Origin of the sequence: Erwinia sp. V71 (assembly GCF_965644245.1) — a bacterium.
Lineage (GTDB): Bacteria > Pseudomonadota > Gammaproteobacteria > Enterobacterales > Enterobacteriaceae > Erwinia.
This window is the reverse complement of the sequence record NZ_CBFFRK010000091.1, coordinates 1-17,069: the sequence shown is the minus strand read 5'-3', so window position 1 is coordinate 17,069 and position 17,069 is coordinate 1. Positions and strand designations below refer to the sequence as shown.

Below are 17,069 nucleotides of genomic sequence, written 5' to 3'. Positions count from 1 at the left end.
GTTCCGGCAGCCTTCAGTGGTCTTTGCAGAGTTAAGACAGGCGGCTTAGCGTTGCACTTCGAACTTGAATCCGCCCATTAACCATTTTAGTGCAAGGCTGTGAGCAACGGCACTACAACGGTACTACAGCGGGACAGCGCCACAAACTGGCGCGGTGATATTGGGTGGGCAAAAAAAATATCGGCCAATAAAAAGAGGGATATATTGCAGAAATAAAACCACATTCTCAGAGGAAATTAAATTTGAGCAAAAATGAGAATCAATTGCATTCAACAACTGAATTAATTCTATTTAATAACAACATGATAAAATTCACTTTTTTTTCCAAAAAACATACCGCTTTTATATTTCCTGATGCATAATTCAATTTATCAACACTAACTATAAATCCCACCATTACATTTAATGGAGCTGCTATGCTGACTAAAGATATGATCGCAAAGCTGAATGATCAGCTTAACCTGGAGTTTTTCTCAGCCAACCTGTATCTGCAAATGAGCGCCTGGTGTAGCGATAAAGGCTTCGAAGGCGCCACCGTGTTTTTCAAAGGCCATTCGCGCGAAGAGATGCAGCATATGCAGCGCCTGTTCGACTATTTATCTGACACTGGCGCGCTGCCTGTACTCGGCGCGATTGCCGCACCACCGGTTGCGTTTAACTCATTAAACGAAGTGTTAGAGCAGGCGTATGAGCATGAAAAGCTGATCACCCAGAAAATTAACGAACTGGCGGATCACGCGATCACTTCAAAAGATTTCTCTACCTTTCAGTTCCTGCAGTGGTATGTCGCCGAGCAGCATGAAGAAGAGAAGCTGTTCAAATCAGTGCTGGATAAACTGGCGATTGTCGGTAACAGCGGTGAAGCCCTGTTCTTTATCGATAAAGATCTGGCAAAAATGGGTAGTGATACTCACGGCCCGGCGGCCTGATAGCAAAGGCCGGGCAATGTCCGGCCGCTTTTACTGTTGAGCAAATCAGTCGTTATTCAGCGCCTTTTTACGCGTCTCTGCTGGCTGTGGCTTGCCAAACAGATAACCCTGGAACAAGGTACAACCCTCTGCGCGTAACTGTTCAAACTGCGCATCACTCTCCCCCCCTTCCGCCGTAATCTGAATATCCAGACTGCGACTCATGCCGGTAATGGCGCGAATAATCGCCATCGCCTCGCGACTTTCATGCATATCGTTAATAAACGACTTATCAATTTTGATCTTGTCAAACGGGAATGAACGCAGATAGCTGAGCGATGAGTAACCGGTACCAAAATCGTCCAGCGCAATCAGCACGCCAATGGTTTTCAGCTTGCGCAGCGTCTGCAGATTGCCATGGGCATCATCCAGCAATACCGATTCGGTAATTTCCAGTTCGAGGCGATGCGGATCCAGCCCGGACTCTTTCAGCGCGGATTCAATCACCGACACCAGCATGCTGTTTTTAAACTGCAGTGGCGACAGGTTGACAGAAACCGTCTGCTGCTGCGGCCACTGAGTGGCTTCACGACAGGCTTCATACAGCGCAAACGCACCGAGGCTGTGGATCAGACCGGTCTCTTCCGCAATCGGAATAAAGTCACTCGGCATAATGACGCCATGGGTCGGATGGTGCCAGCGCATCAGCGCTTCATAACCAATAATCTCGCGGTGCTCGCCGTTGGTAATCGGCTGATAGTAAAGCTTCAGCTGCCCGCTGGTGATCGCATCACGCAGGTCGTTTTCCACAATACGACGACGACGCGCCAGTGCATCCAGTTCCAGCGTGAAGTTTTCAAAGCGGTTACGTCCGTTGCGTTTCGCCTCATACAACGCCATATCCGCGCCACGCAGCAGCTGCTCCGGCGACGTGGAATGATCACTCGCCAGCGCAATACCGATACTCAGGCCAACCGCCAGATTATTACCTTCCACGTTAATCGGCGGACGCATAATATCAATCAGCCGCGTCGCGACGGCTTCCGCCTCTTCCTGACTGGTCAGGCCTGGCAGGACGATGGCAAACTCATCGCCGCCAATACGCGCCAGCGTATCCTCTTCACGCAAGGTATTGCGCAGACGTTTTGCCACCGCACGCAGCAGCTCGTCGCCAATCTGGTGGCCGAGAGCGTCATTGACGTTTTTAAAATTGTCCAAATCCAGGCACAGCGTCCCGGTCATTTTCCCCATATCCGCATCTTCGCGCAGGGCATCATTGATACGCTGGCGGAACAGAATCCGGTTCGGCAGGCTGGTCAGATTATCGTGATGCGCCATATGGTGAATGCGCGCATCCGCTTCACGCTGGTCCGTCACATCTTCGGCAATCAGAATCAGGTAGTGCTTGCGGGCATCATTGCCGCGCGCCACCAGCGCCCGGGTATGCAGAATGCGCGTACCGCTGGCAGTGGTCAGCAGCTGCTCACTGGTATGCACGCCCTCCGAGCGCAATGCCTCATCCGACAGATTATTAAAATAATCACTCAGCTCCGGCGTCATGCACTCATACGGTTTTTTACCCTGCATGCGGCCCTTGCTGCTGCCCAGCAGTGTTTCCGCTTTCTGGTTAACCAGCAGGATCTCACGCGAGATGGCATCCTCAACAATCACGCAGGACGGAATATTGGTGATAATGGTGTCGAGAAACTTCGACAGTGCATCCATCGCGGTGCTGTGCGCTTCCGCCAGATCACGGGCACGCAGAATCTGCTGCTCATACTCACGGCGCTCGGTGACATCACGGGTAATTTTGGCGTAGCCAATCAGTTTCCGGCTATCGTCGTAGATGGCATCAATTACCACATGCGCCCAGAAGGCGCTGCCATCTTTGCGATAGCGCCAGCCTTCATCTTCAAAACGCCCGGTTTGCTGGGCAATCGACAGATTGTGTTCCGGCAGCTTATTGGCGCGATCCTGCGCACTGTAAAATACCGAGAAGTGGCGACCAACAATTTCGTCCGCCACATAACCTTTGGCGCGCTGTGCGCCGCTGTTCCAGTTCACCACCCTGCCCTGCGGGTCGAGCATATAGATGGCGTAATCCGTTACCCCTTCCACCAGCAAGCGGAACTTTTGCTCGTTCTCGCTCTGTTCGCGCTGGATACGACGCTGCTCGGTGCAGTCGCGGGTGATTTTGGCGTAACCAATCAGTTTGCCATCGTCATCATGGATGGCATCGATTACCACATGCGCCCAGAAGGCGCTGCCATCTTTACGATAGCGCCAGCCTTCATCTTCAAAACGCCCGGTGCGGAATGCCTGCTTCAGATTGTTTTCCGGAATATAGGCCATGCGGTCCTGCACGCTGTAAAACAGCGAGAAGTGCTTACCGACAATTTCATCGGCACGATAGCCTTTGGCGCGCTGCGCGCCCGCATTCCAGTTGGCGACAGAGCCATCCGGTTTCAGCATATAAATGGCGTAATCGACTACGTTTTGCACCAGCAGTCGATACATCACATCATCAGAATTCTCATTCATGTTCTTTTCTTACCCGATTACAGCCTGGTTTAACCCCATCCCAGGCCCAGGTTTAGATGATAGCGAATTTGTCAATCAGCAATAAACTGAAATTACAATCTCCACCTGCGCCACTCCGCAAACGCCGGTGTCCTGCAGGCATTATCGGCAGCGCCAGAAAAAGGTTCACAGAGGCGTAAGCGCTTTACACTCCACGGGTTTTGGCATAGGGTCAGCGGATGAAAATTGATGCCGATATCAGCTTGCGTAAGCTGGAAATTTTTATCGCGTTTATGGCCAACGGCAATATCGCCCGCACCGCTGAAGCGCTGGGGCTCAGCAGCGTCAGCGTGCACCGCGCGCTGCATACGCTGGAAGAGAGCGTACGCTGCCCGCTGTTTATCCATAAAGGCCGTAACCTGCTGCCGCTGCCTGCCGCACAGACGCTGCTTGAGCACAGCCTCGACGCCGTGGATGTGATGGCGCGCGGCATTGATGAAGCGCGCAAAACCGCGGGTGTCGGTCAGGGGCGGATGCGCATCGGCACACTCTATTCGCTGACGCTGGAAACCGTACCGCGGCTGGTGATGGGGATGAAACTGCGCCGTCCCGATCTGGAACTGGAGCTGATGATGGGCTCTAACCAGATGCTGCTGGATAAACTGGAAGAGGGGCAGCTGGATGCGATACTGCTGTCCGTGAATGACAGCCAGATCGATATGCACCGCCATCAGGTGCTGCCGCTGTTTGAAGATGATATTTTCCTCGCCGCACCCGCCAGTTCACAGCTGGATATCCATGCCGAGGCGGATCTGCGCGACTTCCGTCAGCAAAAATTTGTCTCACTGGCTGAAGGGTTCGCCACCTATCACGGTTTTCAGGAAGCCTTTCACGTCGCCGGTTTTGAGCCGGACATCGTGATGCGCGTCAACGATATCTTTTCGATGCTGAGTCTGGTGCAGGCGGGAGTCGGTTTCACGCTGGTGCCGGGACGCATGAAAAAGGTGTATGAGAATTCGCTGCAGCTGATGAAACTGGCCGAGCCGTATCAGATGCGGCAAACCATCGCCATCGTGTTTAACAATAACCGTGAGCATGACCCTAATCTGCTGGCGCTGGTGGCGGAAGGCCGGATGTACAGCCGCGACAGCGGAGTGGGCCATGTCGCGCCGATGCGCTGACGCCCGGCAGAATACGGCTTAGCGCACTCAGGCGCGCAGCCGCTGCGCCAGTTTCAGCGCCAGATCCACGCCGCCCTGCTCCAGCGACAGCGCTTCACCACGACACAGCACTTTGCGTGTCAGCCCCGTCAGCACCGCGCCTGGCGGCATCTCGATCGCCAGCCCGACATCACGTTCATTGGCCGCCGCCATCGCCTCATGCCAGCACACGGTATTGGCCATATTGTACGCCAGGTCCTGCACAATGCGTTCCGGCTGCCAGATGACCCGTCCGGTACTGCCGCTGAGATACGCGGCGCGCGGACGTTTGACGGTCACCGTGCTAAACGCTACGGCCAGCTGTTGCGCGGGTTGCTGTAACAACGCACAGTGCGACGGCACGCTGACCGCCAGTCGCTGCGCTTTCTGCGCCCCAGCCGCCAGCGCGCGCTGCGCGGTTGCCGCCATCGCCTGTTCGCTGCCCGCCACCACCAGTTGCTGTTCGGCATTAATATTGGCCAGATAGCAGTCACCCAGCAGCGGTTCCAGCTGGCTTTGCGTCAGGCCGATAATCGCGGTCAGGCCATACCCCTGCGGATACGCCTGCTCCATCAGTTCACCGCGCAGCGCTACCAGGCGCACGGCATCGCTAAAATCCAGCGCGCCCGCCACCACCGCTGCAGGAAAGGCACCAATCGACAGTCCGCTGACAAAATCGGGCATCAGCTGCTGCGCCGCCAGATGACTCGCCCATGCTACCCCGGCAATCAGCAGGCTCAGCTGTACTGCACGGGTATGTTGTAACGCTGCTGGCGTATCCAGCAGGCGGGCATCTTCACCCAGAATATCGCTGGCCTGCGTCAGCCAGGCTTCGCCCGCAGGCAATTGTTGCAGCATTCCCGGACGCTGTGGTCCCTGGCCGGGAAAGGTAAACAGAACTTTTTTCATCACGCCTCCTGGCTGGAAAACGTCAATATCGCGCGTATGCGCCGGGCTGGCACCACGCTTAGCACGCCTGCCACGGATTATCTGTCAGACGCGGTCCGCAGTCCGTCTTCAGCATCGCTTTGCCATCGCGCAGCCACTCGTTAAGCGCAAAGGCGCCATACGGCGTTTCCACTTGTGTATCGGCTCGGCACGGCAGCGCCGCAAGACACTGGCTCCAGCGCAGCAGCGCTTCAGGTTCCAGCAGCTGTGGCGCGCGGATCAGCAAATCGAGATCGCTGGTGCTGTGCAGCACTGGCACTTCTGTCGCCAGCGCGTAACCGCAGCTGCCGGTAATCCCCCACGACCACGGCCAGGCTTGCTGGGCGATAGCAATCGCTGCCTGCACCGGTTGCTGCGACACAAACGGCGAACGCAACAGCGCGTGCGCATCCGCCAGACTTTCCGGCGTCACCCGACGGCGTATCGCAGCAGCATCCACCCAGCCCGCCGCACGCTGGTCGCGGCGCATGCCACGCACGCCCACCGCGATCAGCCCCTGTGGATGACGGTCACGCCGTACCACCAGTGGCAGTTCCGGCCGCCACTGGCTGCTGACCCAGTCGGGCAGCTCACCCTGCAGAGCGGTGGCGGCATCAAGCCAGATCAGGTCGTGCGGGCGTGGCGTCATAACATTACATTCCTGCGGTCAGAGAGATAAACAGTGGCAGGGTGACAATACAGAGCACCGAGCTAATCAGCAACGTGGCTTCCGCATCCGGCGAGGAGACGCCAAAGCGGTTACCAAACACCACTCCAAAGAAACCGGCTGACAGCGCCACCATCAGAATCGCGGTAATCGCCAGCGAACCGTGCACCCCCAGAATCAGTACCACACCCCAGGCGATAAACGGCTGCACCAGCATGGTCATCACGCTGCCGATAATCACCGCACGGTTAATTTTCAGCTGACGCGCAGAGAGGATCACGCCGGTCAGGAACAGTGCCGCAGCGGTAGCGGCAAGACCCAGCGGTTTCAGGGACGCCAGCAGCAGGTCCGGCATGCGCAAGCCAATCGCCGAGAACACCACACCGAGCAACGGTCCCCAGACAATCGGTTTGGTCACGGAACGCCACATCAGCACCGGCAGCATCGCCAGGCTGGAACCACTGTTGCTGCCTGCCTGTAACGCTTTCTCACGTTCGAGGATCAACAGGCAGAATGGTGTCATCAGCACCGAGCCACAGGCAATCGACACCGCCACGGACAGCGAGGTTGACGGGCCTTCGCCCAGCACGCTGTTCAGGATCGGCAGTCCCAGTGCCGCATAGTTGGGCAGCGCCACGGTCAGCGTCAGCACGGCGGCATCCTGCGGCGTTTTATGCAGGACACGGGTCGAGAAGAAATAGATCGCCGCAAAGGTGATCCACATCGCCAGCGTCAGTACCACCACCAGCGGCCACTGCTGCACAATGCCGCTCCACGGCGTCTGTACGGTGGCGGCAAACAGTGCCGCAGGCAGGGAAAAATCCATCACAAAAATATTCAGCAGCGAGACGTTGCGGTTATCCACCATCTTCGCCTTACCGGCGTAAAAGCCTAACAGCATAATCAGAAAGATTGGAGCAAGGGCATGAACGATTACGTAAGTCATAAAGTCACCTGGAAACAATAAGTTATGATTTAGCACAGGCGCGATGTCGTTATTTTTTTGTCAGCCGTGATGGGACAGGCATCGGCTGATGCCTGTCACCATGACAGCCTGCAGGTCTGTCTTTTAAAGCAATGTGTTACCAGTCCGCACGCATGCGCTCGCGCACCAGCGCGGAACTGCGGCGATTGTCACCACGCAGACGGTGGCGCAGTGTGCGATCACCGCTGCGCGCCCGGCTGACGGCGCTAATCAGCGCGTCGGTCACTACCTGACGGTCGTGATCGGTTGGCTGATCCGGCTGTGGAATATCCAGCAGATTGTCCAGCAGGCCGAGGGTTTGATAGTTGGCGATGTCATAGGCCATTGGGGGTACGGTGGCAGCCAGTTTCTCCAGCGCCTCGACACTGCGCAGGGTGATGCGCGCGGCGGATTCTTTACCCATCGCGTGGATCATCACGCCACTGTCGTTAAAGGCGATCAGCTGGTTGGCCTGATAACCGTGCGCCAGAAACGCACCGGACATCGCTTTGCCGACAATCAGGCCAATCACCGGATGACCGGCCAGACGTGCGTTCGCATACGCGCCCGCTGCGCCCGCCAGCGCCTGGTGGATACCAAACGCCTCTTCACGACGGCCATACGCCTGGCTTGGTACGTCAATCACCGCGACGATCACGCGTTTTTCCGCGCGTTCCGCATCAGCAGCAACGGTTTCGCTGATCACTTTCGCCAGCGTCCAGCCTTCCAGTAAACCGACTTCACCGCCTGCGGCGCGTGGGTAGTGGTTGCTGGCATCCGGCACCACCGCGATAAAGCGCGCGGGCAGGCCACCCAGGCTGCTGTCCACCACCTGTACTGACGGGCACAGGCCTGACAGACGTTCACCACCATTGGTTAACAGTGACAGCCAGCGTTCACCACGACTGATATTCTGGCTCATGCGCGATCCTCCCCGGAAAACAGCTGCTTAATCTGCTCAGCATCCGCCTGTTTACGGGTGTCGAACGCCTGCAAACGCGGCAGGAAATAGTCATAGTTATCAGAGCGGTGTTTCGCCGGTACGCCTTTGGCGATGGCGTCATTGACCGCCTGTTTCACCGCCTGCACGCCATCGCTGACCAGCGCATCCACCAGACCACTCTGGTAACGCACTTCGCCGCCAGTCATGCTCCAGATAAACGGACGATCGCGTGAGTCATACTCATCAATGCCCGCTTCCTGCTCGATAACCTGCGGGCCATTCAGACCCAGACGCGCTTCGCGGGTAACAATCAGATAGCTGCACAGTGCCGCGGCAATCGACATCCCCCCGAAACAACCAACAGTACCGGCAACCACGCCAATCACCGGGGTGTAGCGGCGCAGATCGACAATCGCGGCATGAATATCGGCAATTGCCGCCAGACCGAGGTTGGCTTCCTGCAGACGCACACCGCCGGTTTCCAGACACAACACCGCCTGCGTCGGGATACCGTTACGGTTATCTTCCGCCGCCAGCTCCAGTGCCGCCGCCATTTTCGCGCCGGACACTTCGCCCATACTGCCGCCCTGGAAGGCACCTTCCACGGCGATCACTACCGCAGGCTGGCCGTTGATCGTACCTTTCGCCACCACCATGCCATCATCGGCCTGCGGTACGATGCCCTGGCCGCCTAGCCATGGCGACACGATACCGGCAAACGGATCGAGCAGTTCGCGATAGCTGCCCTGATCCAGCAGCTGACGCGCACGGTCGCGTGCTCTCAGCTCAATAAAACTGCTGTCGTTACGCATCGCTCGCCTCCTCAAATACCTGTTCGATACGGATACGCGCCACACCCGGCGTCGCGCCAAAATCGTGAATAGTCAGGTTGCCGCCCGGCAGGCTGCCGAGGGTGGCTAAGCGGTCAAACAGCGCACGCCAGCGCGCTTCGCTGTTGTCTACCGAAGTGGTGATGGCAACATGCAGCGTACTGTCAGTGTTCGCCACAAACAGCGCTTCCAGATCGCCAGAACCCACCACGCCCGCCAGCGCTTTGCCGTTCAGCGTGCGCGTGGCTGGAAACGATAAGGTGATTTGTTCCATAACGTCCTCATAGATAAATTAATTAACCGTAATGCGGTCGATAAACAGGGTGGCCGCCAGCAGATCGGCGGCACCGCCCGGCGAGGCATTGAGCAGCAGCATGTGGTTATCCAGCCGCGTCAGCGCGCGGCGTCCGGCTAACGTGGCGCAGCCACCCGCCGCCAGTACCTGCTGTGCGCCCTGCTGCATTGCCTGCAAACCGGTCAGCCCGGCACGGGACAACACGCAGGTATCGCTGAGCGAGGTCATAATCGCCATCAGCGCATCCAGCTGTGCGCTGGCTTCGTCCGCGCCGTTGCCACGGCTGTGCCGCAGTTGCGGCAGCGCCAGCTGCACAATGTGCGGGAATCCCTGCTGCGCCTCTTCGCGTGCGCCGGGCACCTGATAACGCTGGCTGGCACGCAGCCCCTTGCTGAAGGATTTCGGTTCGGCGGTGTCCGGCAGTTGCGCCAGTTGTGCCGCGCAGTCCGTCAGTTGTTCAGCACTGACCTCTTCCCCCAGCATCGCCGCCGCAGACACCAGCAGTCCCAGTGCCCAGATGGCACCGCGATGGGTATTTACCCCACCCGTGGCAGCCATCATGCTGGCTTCCCCCTCGCGCCCCAGTTTTCCCACCTGCTGGCGCAGCGCGATATCCACCGTGCGCTGCCAGCTGTGTAACGCCAGCGCGTAAAACGTCGGCGTCAGGCTGTGTGCAGAACGTTCCATCAGCGCCAGGCTGAGATCCTGGTGCGCGCCATTGCCACGCGCATCCACCAGCCCGGGTTTCGGGCTGAGACGGGCTTCATCAATCAGGCAGCCCGTCGCGACCCACGCTAAACGTTGCGCCCCACGTTCCACATCTGTGGCGGAAAAACCAGGTTGTCGTTTCATTACCAGCTCCGGAATTTCGCCGGTGGGTTATACAGGCCGCCCGACCACTCAACCAGATCCGCCACGCTGCCCGCTGCCAGCAGAGAACGGCTGGCTTCGGTGCGACGGATACCGAGATCTTCCGGGAACGCCACTTTGCCTTCGCGACTCAGCTGCGCCACACGGGCGGCATCCACGCCGAGACCGATATCGGTGATCCCGGCAACGGCAGCGACCATCGCGCGGCGCTCTTCCATCGAGTGAGCGCGATAGAGGTAAGCAATCCCCTCTTCGGTCAGCACGTGGGTCACGTCATCGCCATAGATCATCACCGGTGCCAGCGGCATACCGGCGCTTTTCGCCACTTCGACGGCATCGAGTTTTTCGACAAAGGTCGGTTTCACGCCAGCCTGGAAGGTTTCCACCATCTGCACCACCAGCTTACGACCGCGTACCATCGGATCTGGCTGGTCGATCATCGCCAGCCAGGCCGGAGTCGCGTGACGGCGACCGTGCGGGTCATGACCCATATTCGGCGCGCCGCCGAAGCCGGAAAGACGACCACGGGTCACGGTTGAGGAGTTGGCGTAGCCATCAACCTGCAGCGTCGAGCCGATAAACATATCAACCGCGTATTGCCCGGCCAGCTGGCACAGCGCACGGTTGGAACGCATCGAACCATCGGCACCGGTAAAGAACACGTCCGGACGCGCAGCGATGTAATTTTCCATCCCCAGTTCGCTACCGAAGCTGTGCACGCTTTCCACCCAGCCGCTTTCAATCGCCGGGATCAGGGTTGGATGCGGGTTCAGCGCCCAGTGGCGGCAGATTTTGCCTTTCAGACCCAGCTGTTCGCCGTAGGTTGGCAGCAGCAGCTCGATGGCGGCGGTGTTAAAGCCGATACCGTGGTTCAGCGACTGCACCTGATGTTCTGCGTAGATGCCTTTAATCGCCATCATCGCCATCAGGATATGTTCCTGTTTGATCATGCGCGGGTCGCGGGTGAACAGCGGTTCAATAAAGAACGGTTTGTCAGCCACCACCACAAAGTCGACCCATGAACCCGGAATATCGACGCGCGGCAGATCGCACTCGTCATCCACCAGCTCGTTCACCTGGGCAATCACCAGGCCATCGCGGAAGGCGGCGGCTTCCACCAGCGCCGGGGTGTCTTCGGTGCTCGGGCCGGTGTAGAGGTTGCCTTTGCGGTCAGCTTTAAAGCCTGCCACCAGCGCGACGTTAGGAATTAAGTCGACATACAGACGGGCATACAGCTCGATATAGGTGTGGATAGCACCAATCTCTAACAGGCCATCTTCCAGCAGCTGGGAGATGCGCAGGCTCTGGGTGCCAGAGAAGGAGAAATCGAGTTTGCGGGCGATACCTTTTTCAAAGATATCAAGGTGTTCACTGCGTCCGACGCTCGGCATAATCATATGCAGATCGTGGACTTTTTCCGGGTTCACTTCCGCCAGCATACGCGAAAGGAAATCGGCCTGTTTCTGGTTATTACCCTCCAGAATCACCCGGTCGCCAGGAGCGATCAGTTTTTCCAGCAGCGCTGGCAGATTATCGTTGGGTAAAACTTTTCCCTGCAAATTTAGGGAAGCGATGCGACGCCGTTTTTCGCTGCGGCGCGTATCCCAGACACGTGGAGACGCTTGTCCAGGCAACATGGTTAACCTCCTGATTCAATTCAGTTCTGTGAATAACCTGACTGGTATGAAGTGTAGGAAGCTGGCGGTTTGCTATCAATAAAGCCAGGCGGCAGATTGTTAGCTTTAGAGTAATGATTGGAAATTACGAAATAAATTCAGTGAGTTGGAGAAGTGACTTATCGGAGAATGTCACAAAAACGGGAGCAGGCACGCGAACTGCCCCTTCCCCCGCCAGGCGGGGGAAGGAATCACAGCGGTGATGACGTTATAATTGCAGCGGCGGCAGCTGGGAGAACACGCTGAGTAACCCTTTACTCCACAGCTGGCGGATTTGCGAAAAATAGGGGTGCTGTTCCGTAATATGATGCTGGTCAGCATCACTGAAACCGTCGCTGTGATACGTCATCACATCCAGCGGCAGCCCCACCGAGATATTACTCGCCAGCGTCGAATCCATCGAGATCAGCGCACACTGCATCGCCTGTTCCAGCGACGTGTCATAACGCAGCACACGGTCGATAATCGGCTTGCCATATTTGCTCTCGCCAATCTGGAAGTACGGCGTATCAACACTGGCCTCGATAAAGTTGCCCTGTGGGTAGATCTGGAACAGCCGCGGCTCCTCGCCTTTGATCTGGCCGCCCAGGATCAGCGTACCGCCAAACTCTTCGCCGTCACGTTTAATCACTTCGCGCAGTGTTTCACCCACCAGCAGCGCCACGTCATACATGCTGTCGCTGTTCAGCAGATGCGCTTTATCCGCCTCACGGCAGTTACGGCGCAGCAGACTCAGTACACTTTGCGTCGTCGCCAGGTTACCGGCGCTCTGCAGCACCAGCGTGCGCTCCCCTTCCTGCTGAAAAACATGCAGTTTACGAAATGAGGAGATATGGTCGACACCCGCATTGGTGCGTGAGTCAGATACAAAAATCATCCCTGATGACAGCCGCATTGCCACACAATAAGTCATAACTGCGCCCAATAAAGTCGTTACTGCTGCGGTTGCACCTGCTGCACCGCCGCTACTGCCAGCATATCTTCACCGCCACCGCCCAGCCGCATGCCGCGTACCGGGCAGGCATCCAGGTAGTCCACCCCCACCGCCAGTTTCAGATGCTGCCTGACGCTGCGGGTGTTGTTAGTGATATCAAAGCTGTGCCAACTGCCATCCAGCCAGGCTTCAACCCAGGCATGGGTGGCGACGTGTTCCACATTGTCGGTATACAGGTATCCACTGACATAACGTGCCGGGATGCCCAGACTGCGACAACAGGCTAAAAACACATGGCTGTGATCCTGGCAAACCCCGCTGCCGGCGGCAAATACTTTCGCTGCGCAATCGGTCACCTGCGTGCTGCCCGGCTGATAAGGCATCTTCAGCAGCAGCTCGCCCATCAGCGTTTCCAGACTGCTCAGCGGCGCATCCGCGCGGTAATAGCGCTGAGCAAAGTCACGGATCGCCGCATCCGGCAGTGTCAGCGCACTGGCGCGCAGAAACACCAGCGGCGACAGGGTGCACGCCGGGTCCGGCGCCAGCTCCACCTCATCGAAGATCTCCACCACCCCACGCGCCTCAATTTCCAGCAGCTGATGCGGCTGATCCACCGTCAGCACATGCAGCACATTGCCCCAGGCATCGGTGGTACACACCGCCTCCGCAGGCAGCGTCAGTTGCCAGGAAATAATATGCTGATGCACCGAATCCTGAGGCGTCAGCCGCAGATATTGCGTACTGCTTTTCACCAGCTGTTCGTAGCGATAAGCGGTTTTATGCTCAATATTCAGCCTCATTTTGCCTCCAGATAGGTGTGATTAATGCTCTCGCCGAGGGCGTTGATATCGTCCAGAAAGCGGTTCAGCCAGTGGCACAGTCCCTCACGGGTCAGCGCCGGATAGCTGCTGAAACGCATCTCCGCATGCAGCACACCGGCCAGATAACGTGGCCGGTTCTCGCCGCTGCTGCCGATTAAGCCCAGCTGGTTATCAATCTCTTCAATGCAGGCACGCAGCGAACGCGGACTTTCACTACGCAGGATCAACATTTCGCAGACGTTTTCCGTCATCAGCTCCTGTTTAAAGATAGCGTTATACGCCTCACGCGCTGATACGGCGCGCAGCAGCGTATCGAGGCGGTAATATTCCCGAACGGAATCAGCATGCTGTTCCAGCAGTATCTGGTTAAGATTCAGCAGCCGTGCAGTACAGTCACTGCGCTCCAGCAGCGTGCCGAGGCGAATAAAGGACATCGCATCGCCGCGCATCAGCGTGCCAAACATCGCGCCACGGAACAGATGCGAACGCTCTTTCACCCAGTCAAAAAAGGCGTCCGCACCTGCGGTAGTCAGTCCCTGACGACGGATGCGCCGCATATCGATCCAGCTGGCATTAATGCTTTCCCATACCTCCGCCGACAGGCTGCCGCGTACGGCGTGCGCATTATTCCAGGCCGATTGCAGACAGCAGAAGATACTGCCGGGGTTACGTTCATCGAGAACAAAGAATTTAAACAGCTGCGCCATCGTCAGTTCACCATTCAGGCTGTAATACAGCTCAGTAGAGCCTGTCAGATTAAGTGGCAGCAGCAGTTCGTCATCGTGACTGCCACTGACGGGCATCAGCGACAGACGATTGGTGACATCAAGAATGCGGGCAATATTCTCGGCGCGCTCCAGATAGCGCGCCATCCAGTACAGTCCACTGGCGGTGCGGCTTAACATGATGCGTCATCCTCCAGAACCCAGGTGTCCTTGGTGCCGCCGCCCTGCGACGAGTTCACCACCAGCGATCCTTCACTCAGCGCTACACGGGTTAACCCGCCAGGCACCAGCCGCATCTCTGCACCACTGAGGGCAAAGGGGCGCAGATCAATATGACGCGGTGCCAGACCGTTATCGATCCAGGTCGGGCAGGTGGAGAGCGCCAGCGTATGCTGAGCGATATAGTTGTCCGGCTTCGCCAGCAGGCGGGCGCGGAACTCCTCCAGCTGCTGTTTGCTGGCGACCGGGCCAATCAGCATGCCGTAGCCCCCCGCGCCATGAACCTCTTTCACCACCAGTTGCGGCAGATTCGCCAGCACCCAGGAGAGATCTTGCGGGCGGCGACACTGCCACGTCGGCACATTGTTGAGTATCGGCTCTTCATCGAGATAAAAACGGATCATGTCCGGTACATAAGGATAGATGGATTTATCATCCGCCACCCCGGTGCCGATGGCATTCGCCAGCACGACGTTGCCCGCGCGATACACCGACAACAGGCCGGGCACGCCGAGCATTGAGTCCGGTCTGAACGCCAGCGGATCGAGGAAGGCATCATCGACCCGGCGATAAATCACATCCACCTTGCACGGGCCTGCCGTGGTGCGCATCAGCACCGCGCCATCTTTGACAAACAGATCGGCGCTCTCCACCAGTTCCACGCCCATCTGCTGAGCAAGGAAACTGTGCTCAAAATAGGCGCTGTTAAAACGCCCTGGCGTCAGTACCACTACCACCGGATCATTGACCGGCGTGCTTTCGCGCAGGGTTTGCAGCAGGTGCGAGGGATAGCGTTCCACCGGAGCAATGCGCTGCTGGGCGAACAGCTCCGGATAGAGCCGCATCATCATTTTGCGGTTTTCCAGCATGTAGGAGACGCCGGACGGCGTGCGCAGGTTATCTTCCAGCACGTAATACTCGCCGTCGTGATTGCGCACCATATCCACGCCAACAATATGCGCGTAAATATTGCGATGCAGATCGACGCCCTGCATGCAGGGTTGATACTGATCGTTCACCATCACCTGTTCCGGCGGAATGATGCCCGCTTTCAGAATATGCTGTTGATGGTAAATATCGTGGAGAAAAGCATTCAGTGCCTGTACCCGCTGACGAATGCCGCGATCGAGCATCGCCCATTCGCTGGCGGGAATAATACGTGGCACGCTGTCAAACGGGATCAGACGGTCAGCGCCGTCATCCTCGCCGTAGACATTAAAAGTGATACCGACACGGTGAAACAATAACTCCGCTTCTTCGCGTTTGCGGGCAATGGCGTCCTTATTCGCCTGCTGCAACCAATTCCAGTATTCGCGGTAATGCTGGCGATACTCACCAGCGTTCAGCAACATCTCATCATAAAAGTGTGAAGCCGGGTGATAGCTTTGATTCATGATTTACCTGGCGCAGTCTGTGGTCCCGTATAAAGATTTGCACAAACTGTGCCAGTCAGCCAAAACGCGGGCGGTGTCAGTGAGCGGGCAGCGGGGGACGGGAAAAGCAAAACAACAACGGGTGCGCCAGCAGCGCACCCGTTGTGAAAGTTATCAGGGTGTTAATGCGTATCTACGCACCATTATGGTGCGTAGCCGGCCTGCTTTGCGACCGGGTGCCAGTAGTCAATGACAGCGCCCTCGCCGCCAGTAATCGGGTCCGTTTTTGGTAGTGGTACACGTTTGATCTGTTCAATCGACTGCGCCATCACGCTGCGGTCGTCGCGCACAATAATCGGCTCCATATCGCCCGGATACGCGCCTACCGCCAGAAACTCTTCGCTGGCGGCGACCTGCTGATGGCCGACACCAGCCGGGATCAACACCACATCACCTGCACGCAGCGTCACCATACGTCCGCTTTCACCGCCAAACAGGATCTCCGCCCAGCCATCACAGATGCCCAGCAACTCATGGGTATTCGGATGATAGTGGGTGTACGGGAACACCTGATCACGCCAGCGTGGCGTCCAGCCATGTTCCGCAAAACGCTCTTCGAAGAAAGCCGCGATATCGCCCGGGTTTTCTTCATCAAACAGATCGTCTGGCGCCACACGTGGATAGATAATCAGCGGCAGCAGATTGTTGGGGATGCCATTCGATGGCGCCGCCAGCATCAGATGCTGCGGATTGCTTGATGTGCCGGAAAAAAAGGTCCCTGCAGCAAACGACATCATCAGTAACATATTGCCTGTTGAGGGGAACATACGACTTCTCCCGTTGGTGTGATAGTTGATATGTTTAGTGTGGCAGTAATTAACAGTATCGCAACATAAATCAATGTCATCGTGATCACAAAAACACTTTATTTTTAGCGACTTAAGTCAAATTACCACCTGTACTATAAAACAGGTCGTCTCCGTCAGTACCACCACGCCATTTGCCGGTTTCCTGCGCGTCAAAAATGCACCTTCAGGTTGTGCCGCACCCGCCCGTTTGCTCAGCACCATGCCTGCACAAACGCGCCTGATCATTGCAGGCTGACTCCTCGTTACCCTTGTCAGAGGGCGGATTCAAGTTCGAAGTGCAACGCTAAGCCGTCTGTCTTAACTCTGCAAAGACCACTGAAGGCTGCCGG

Annotated in this window: 17 protein-coding genes; 2 read left to right on the top strand and 15 right to left on the bottom strand. The window is 57.2% G+C overall.

Annotated elements, in window-relative coordinates:
* The first annotated feature begins 416 nt into the window (after positions 1-416).
* Complete coding sequence (gene ftnA, locus ACSZO1_RS16540) at positions 417-929, top strand: non-heme ferritin (protein WP_437614509.1); 513 nt, start codon at positions 417-419, stop codon at positions 927-929.
* Positions 930-974: 45 nt separating this feature from the next.
* On the opposite strand, the gene ACSZO1_RS16535 is transcribed toward ftnA, so the two are convergent.
* The gene (locus ACSZO1_RS16535; RefSeq protein WP_437614507.1) at positions 975-3,449 is read right to left on the bottom strand and encodes a sensor domain-containing protein; all 2,475 of its coding nucleotides are present in this window, start codon (positions 3,447-3,449) and stop codon (positions 975-977) included.
* Positions 3,450-3,667: 218 nt separating this feature from the next.
* On the opposite strand from ACSZO1_RS16535, the gene ACSZO1_RS16530 reads away from it, so the two are divergent.
* The gene (locus ACSZO1_RS16530; RefSeq protein ID WP_437614505.1) at positions 3,668-4,609 is read left to right on the top strand and encodes a LysR family transcriptional regulator; all 942 of its coding nucleotides are present in this window, start codon (positions 3,668-3,670) and stop codon (positions 4,607-4,609) included.
* Positions 4,610-4,636: 27 nt separating this feature from the next.
* Here ACSZO1_RS16530 and mdcH read toward each other — a convergent pair whose 3' ends face one another.
* The 14 genes from mdcH to ACSZO1_RS16460 all read right to left on the bottom strand — a co-directional run bounded on the left by mdcH (position 4,637) and on the right by ACSZO1_RS16460 (position 16,965).
* Positions 4,637-5,536 carry a malonate decarboxylase subunit epsilon gene (gene mdcH / locus ACSZO1_RS16525; RefSeq protein WP_437614503.1) on the bottom strand — a complete coding sequence of 300 codons (900 nt, stop codon included), beginning with the start codon at positions 5,534-5,536 and terminating at the stop codon, positions 4,637-4,639.
* Between the two features lie 58 nt (positions 5,537-5,594).
* Positions 5,595-6,203, bottom strand: a complete 609-nt coding sequence (locus ACSZO1_RS16520) for a malonate decarboxylase holo-ACP synthase (protein ID WP_437614501.1) — start codon at positions 6,201-6,203, stop codon at positions 5,595-5,597.
* A gap of 4 nt (positions 6,204-6,207) precedes the next feature.
* A complete protein-coding gene (locus ACSZO1_RS16515; protein WP_437614499.1) occupies positions 6,208-7,167 on the bottom strand; it encodes an AEC family transporter in 960 nt (319 codons plus the stop codon).
* Between the two features lie 136 nt (positions 7,168-7,303).
* A complete protein-coding gene (gene mdcE, locus ACSZO1_RS16510) occupies positions 7,304-8,107 on the bottom strand; it encodes a biotin-independent malonate decarboxylase subunit gamma (RefSeq protein WP_437614497.1) in 804 nt (267 codons plus the stop codon).
* A complete protein-coding gene (locus tag ACSZO1_RS16505; RefSeq protein ID WP_437614495.1) occupies positions 8,104-8,940 on the bottom strand; it encodes a biotin-independent malonate decarboxylase subunit beta in 837 nt (278 codons plus the stop codon). The genes mdcE and ACSZO1_RS16505 overlap by 4 nt, the downstream gene beginning before the upstream one ends.
* Complete coding sequence (gene mdcC, locus ACSZO1_RS16500) at positions 8,933-9,232, bottom strand: malonate decarboxylase acyl carrier protein (protein WP_437614493.1); 300 nt, start codon at positions 9,230-9,232, stop codon at positions 8,933-8,935. The genes ACSZO1_RS16505 and mdcC overlap by 8 nt, the downstream gene beginning before the upstream one ends.
* Before the next feature lie 18 nt (positions 9,233-9,250).
* The gene (locus tag ACSZO1_RS16495) at positions 9,251-10,105 is read right to left on the bottom strand and encodes a triphosphoribosyl-dephospho-CoA synthase (protein ID WP_437614491.1); all 855 of its coding nucleotides are present in this window, start codon (positions 10,103-10,105) and stop codon (positions 9,251-9,253) included.
* Complete coding sequence (mdcA, locus tag ACSZO1_RS16490; protein WP_437614489.1) at positions 10,105-11,760, bottom strand: malonate decarboxylase subunit alpha; 1,656 nt, start codon at positions 11,758-11,760, stop codon at positions 10,105-10,107. The genes ACSZO1_RS16495 and mdcA overlap by 1 nt, the downstream gene beginning before the upstream one ends.
* 247 nt (positions 11,761-12,007) lie before the next feature.
* The gene (locus tag ACSZO1_RS16485) at positions 12,008-12,712 is read right to left on the bottom strand and encodes a peptidase (RefSeq protein WP_437614487.1); all 705 of its coding nucleotides are present in this window, start codon (positions 12,710-12,712) and stop codon (positions 12,008-12,010) included.
* A gap of 20 nt (positions 12,713-12,732) precedes the next feature.
* Positions 12,733-13,533, bottom strand: coding sequence for a transglutaminase family protein (locus tag ACSZO1_RS16480; protein WP_437614485.1), 801 nt, complete (start codon positions 13,531-13,533; stop codon positions 12,733-12,735).
* Positions 13,530-14,459, bottom strand: a complete 930-nt coding sequence (locus tag ACSZO1_RS16475; protein WP_437614483.1) for an alpha-E domain-containing protein — start codon at positions 14,457-14,459, stop codon at positions 13,530-13,532. Before ACSZO1_RS16475 ends, ACSZO1_RS16480 begins: the two co-directional genes overlap by 4 nt.
* Positions 14,453-15,892, bottom strand: a complete 1,440-nt coding sequence (locus ACSZO1_RS16470) for a circularly permuted type 2 ATP-grasp protein (RefSeq protein WP_437614481.1) — start codon at positions 15,890-15,892, stop codon at positions 14,453-14,455. Before ACSZO1_RS16470 ends, ACSZO1_RS16475 begins: the two co-directional genes overlap by 7 nt.
* 182 nt (positions 15,893-16,074) lie before the next feature.
* Positions 16,075-16,698 (bottom strand): cupin domain-containing protein, encoded by a 624-nt coding sequence (locus ACSZO1_RS16465; protein WP_437614479.1) that lies wholly within the window; start codon positions 16,696-16,698, stop codon positions 16,075-16,077.
* 117 nt (positions 16,699-16,815) lie between these two features.
* A complete protein-coding gene (locus ACSZO1_RS16460) occupies positions 16,816-16,965 on the bottom strand; it encodes a hypothetical protein (RefSeq protein WP_437614477.1) in 150 nt (49 codons plus the stop codon).
* Positions 16,966-17,069: the final 104 nt, after the last annotated feature.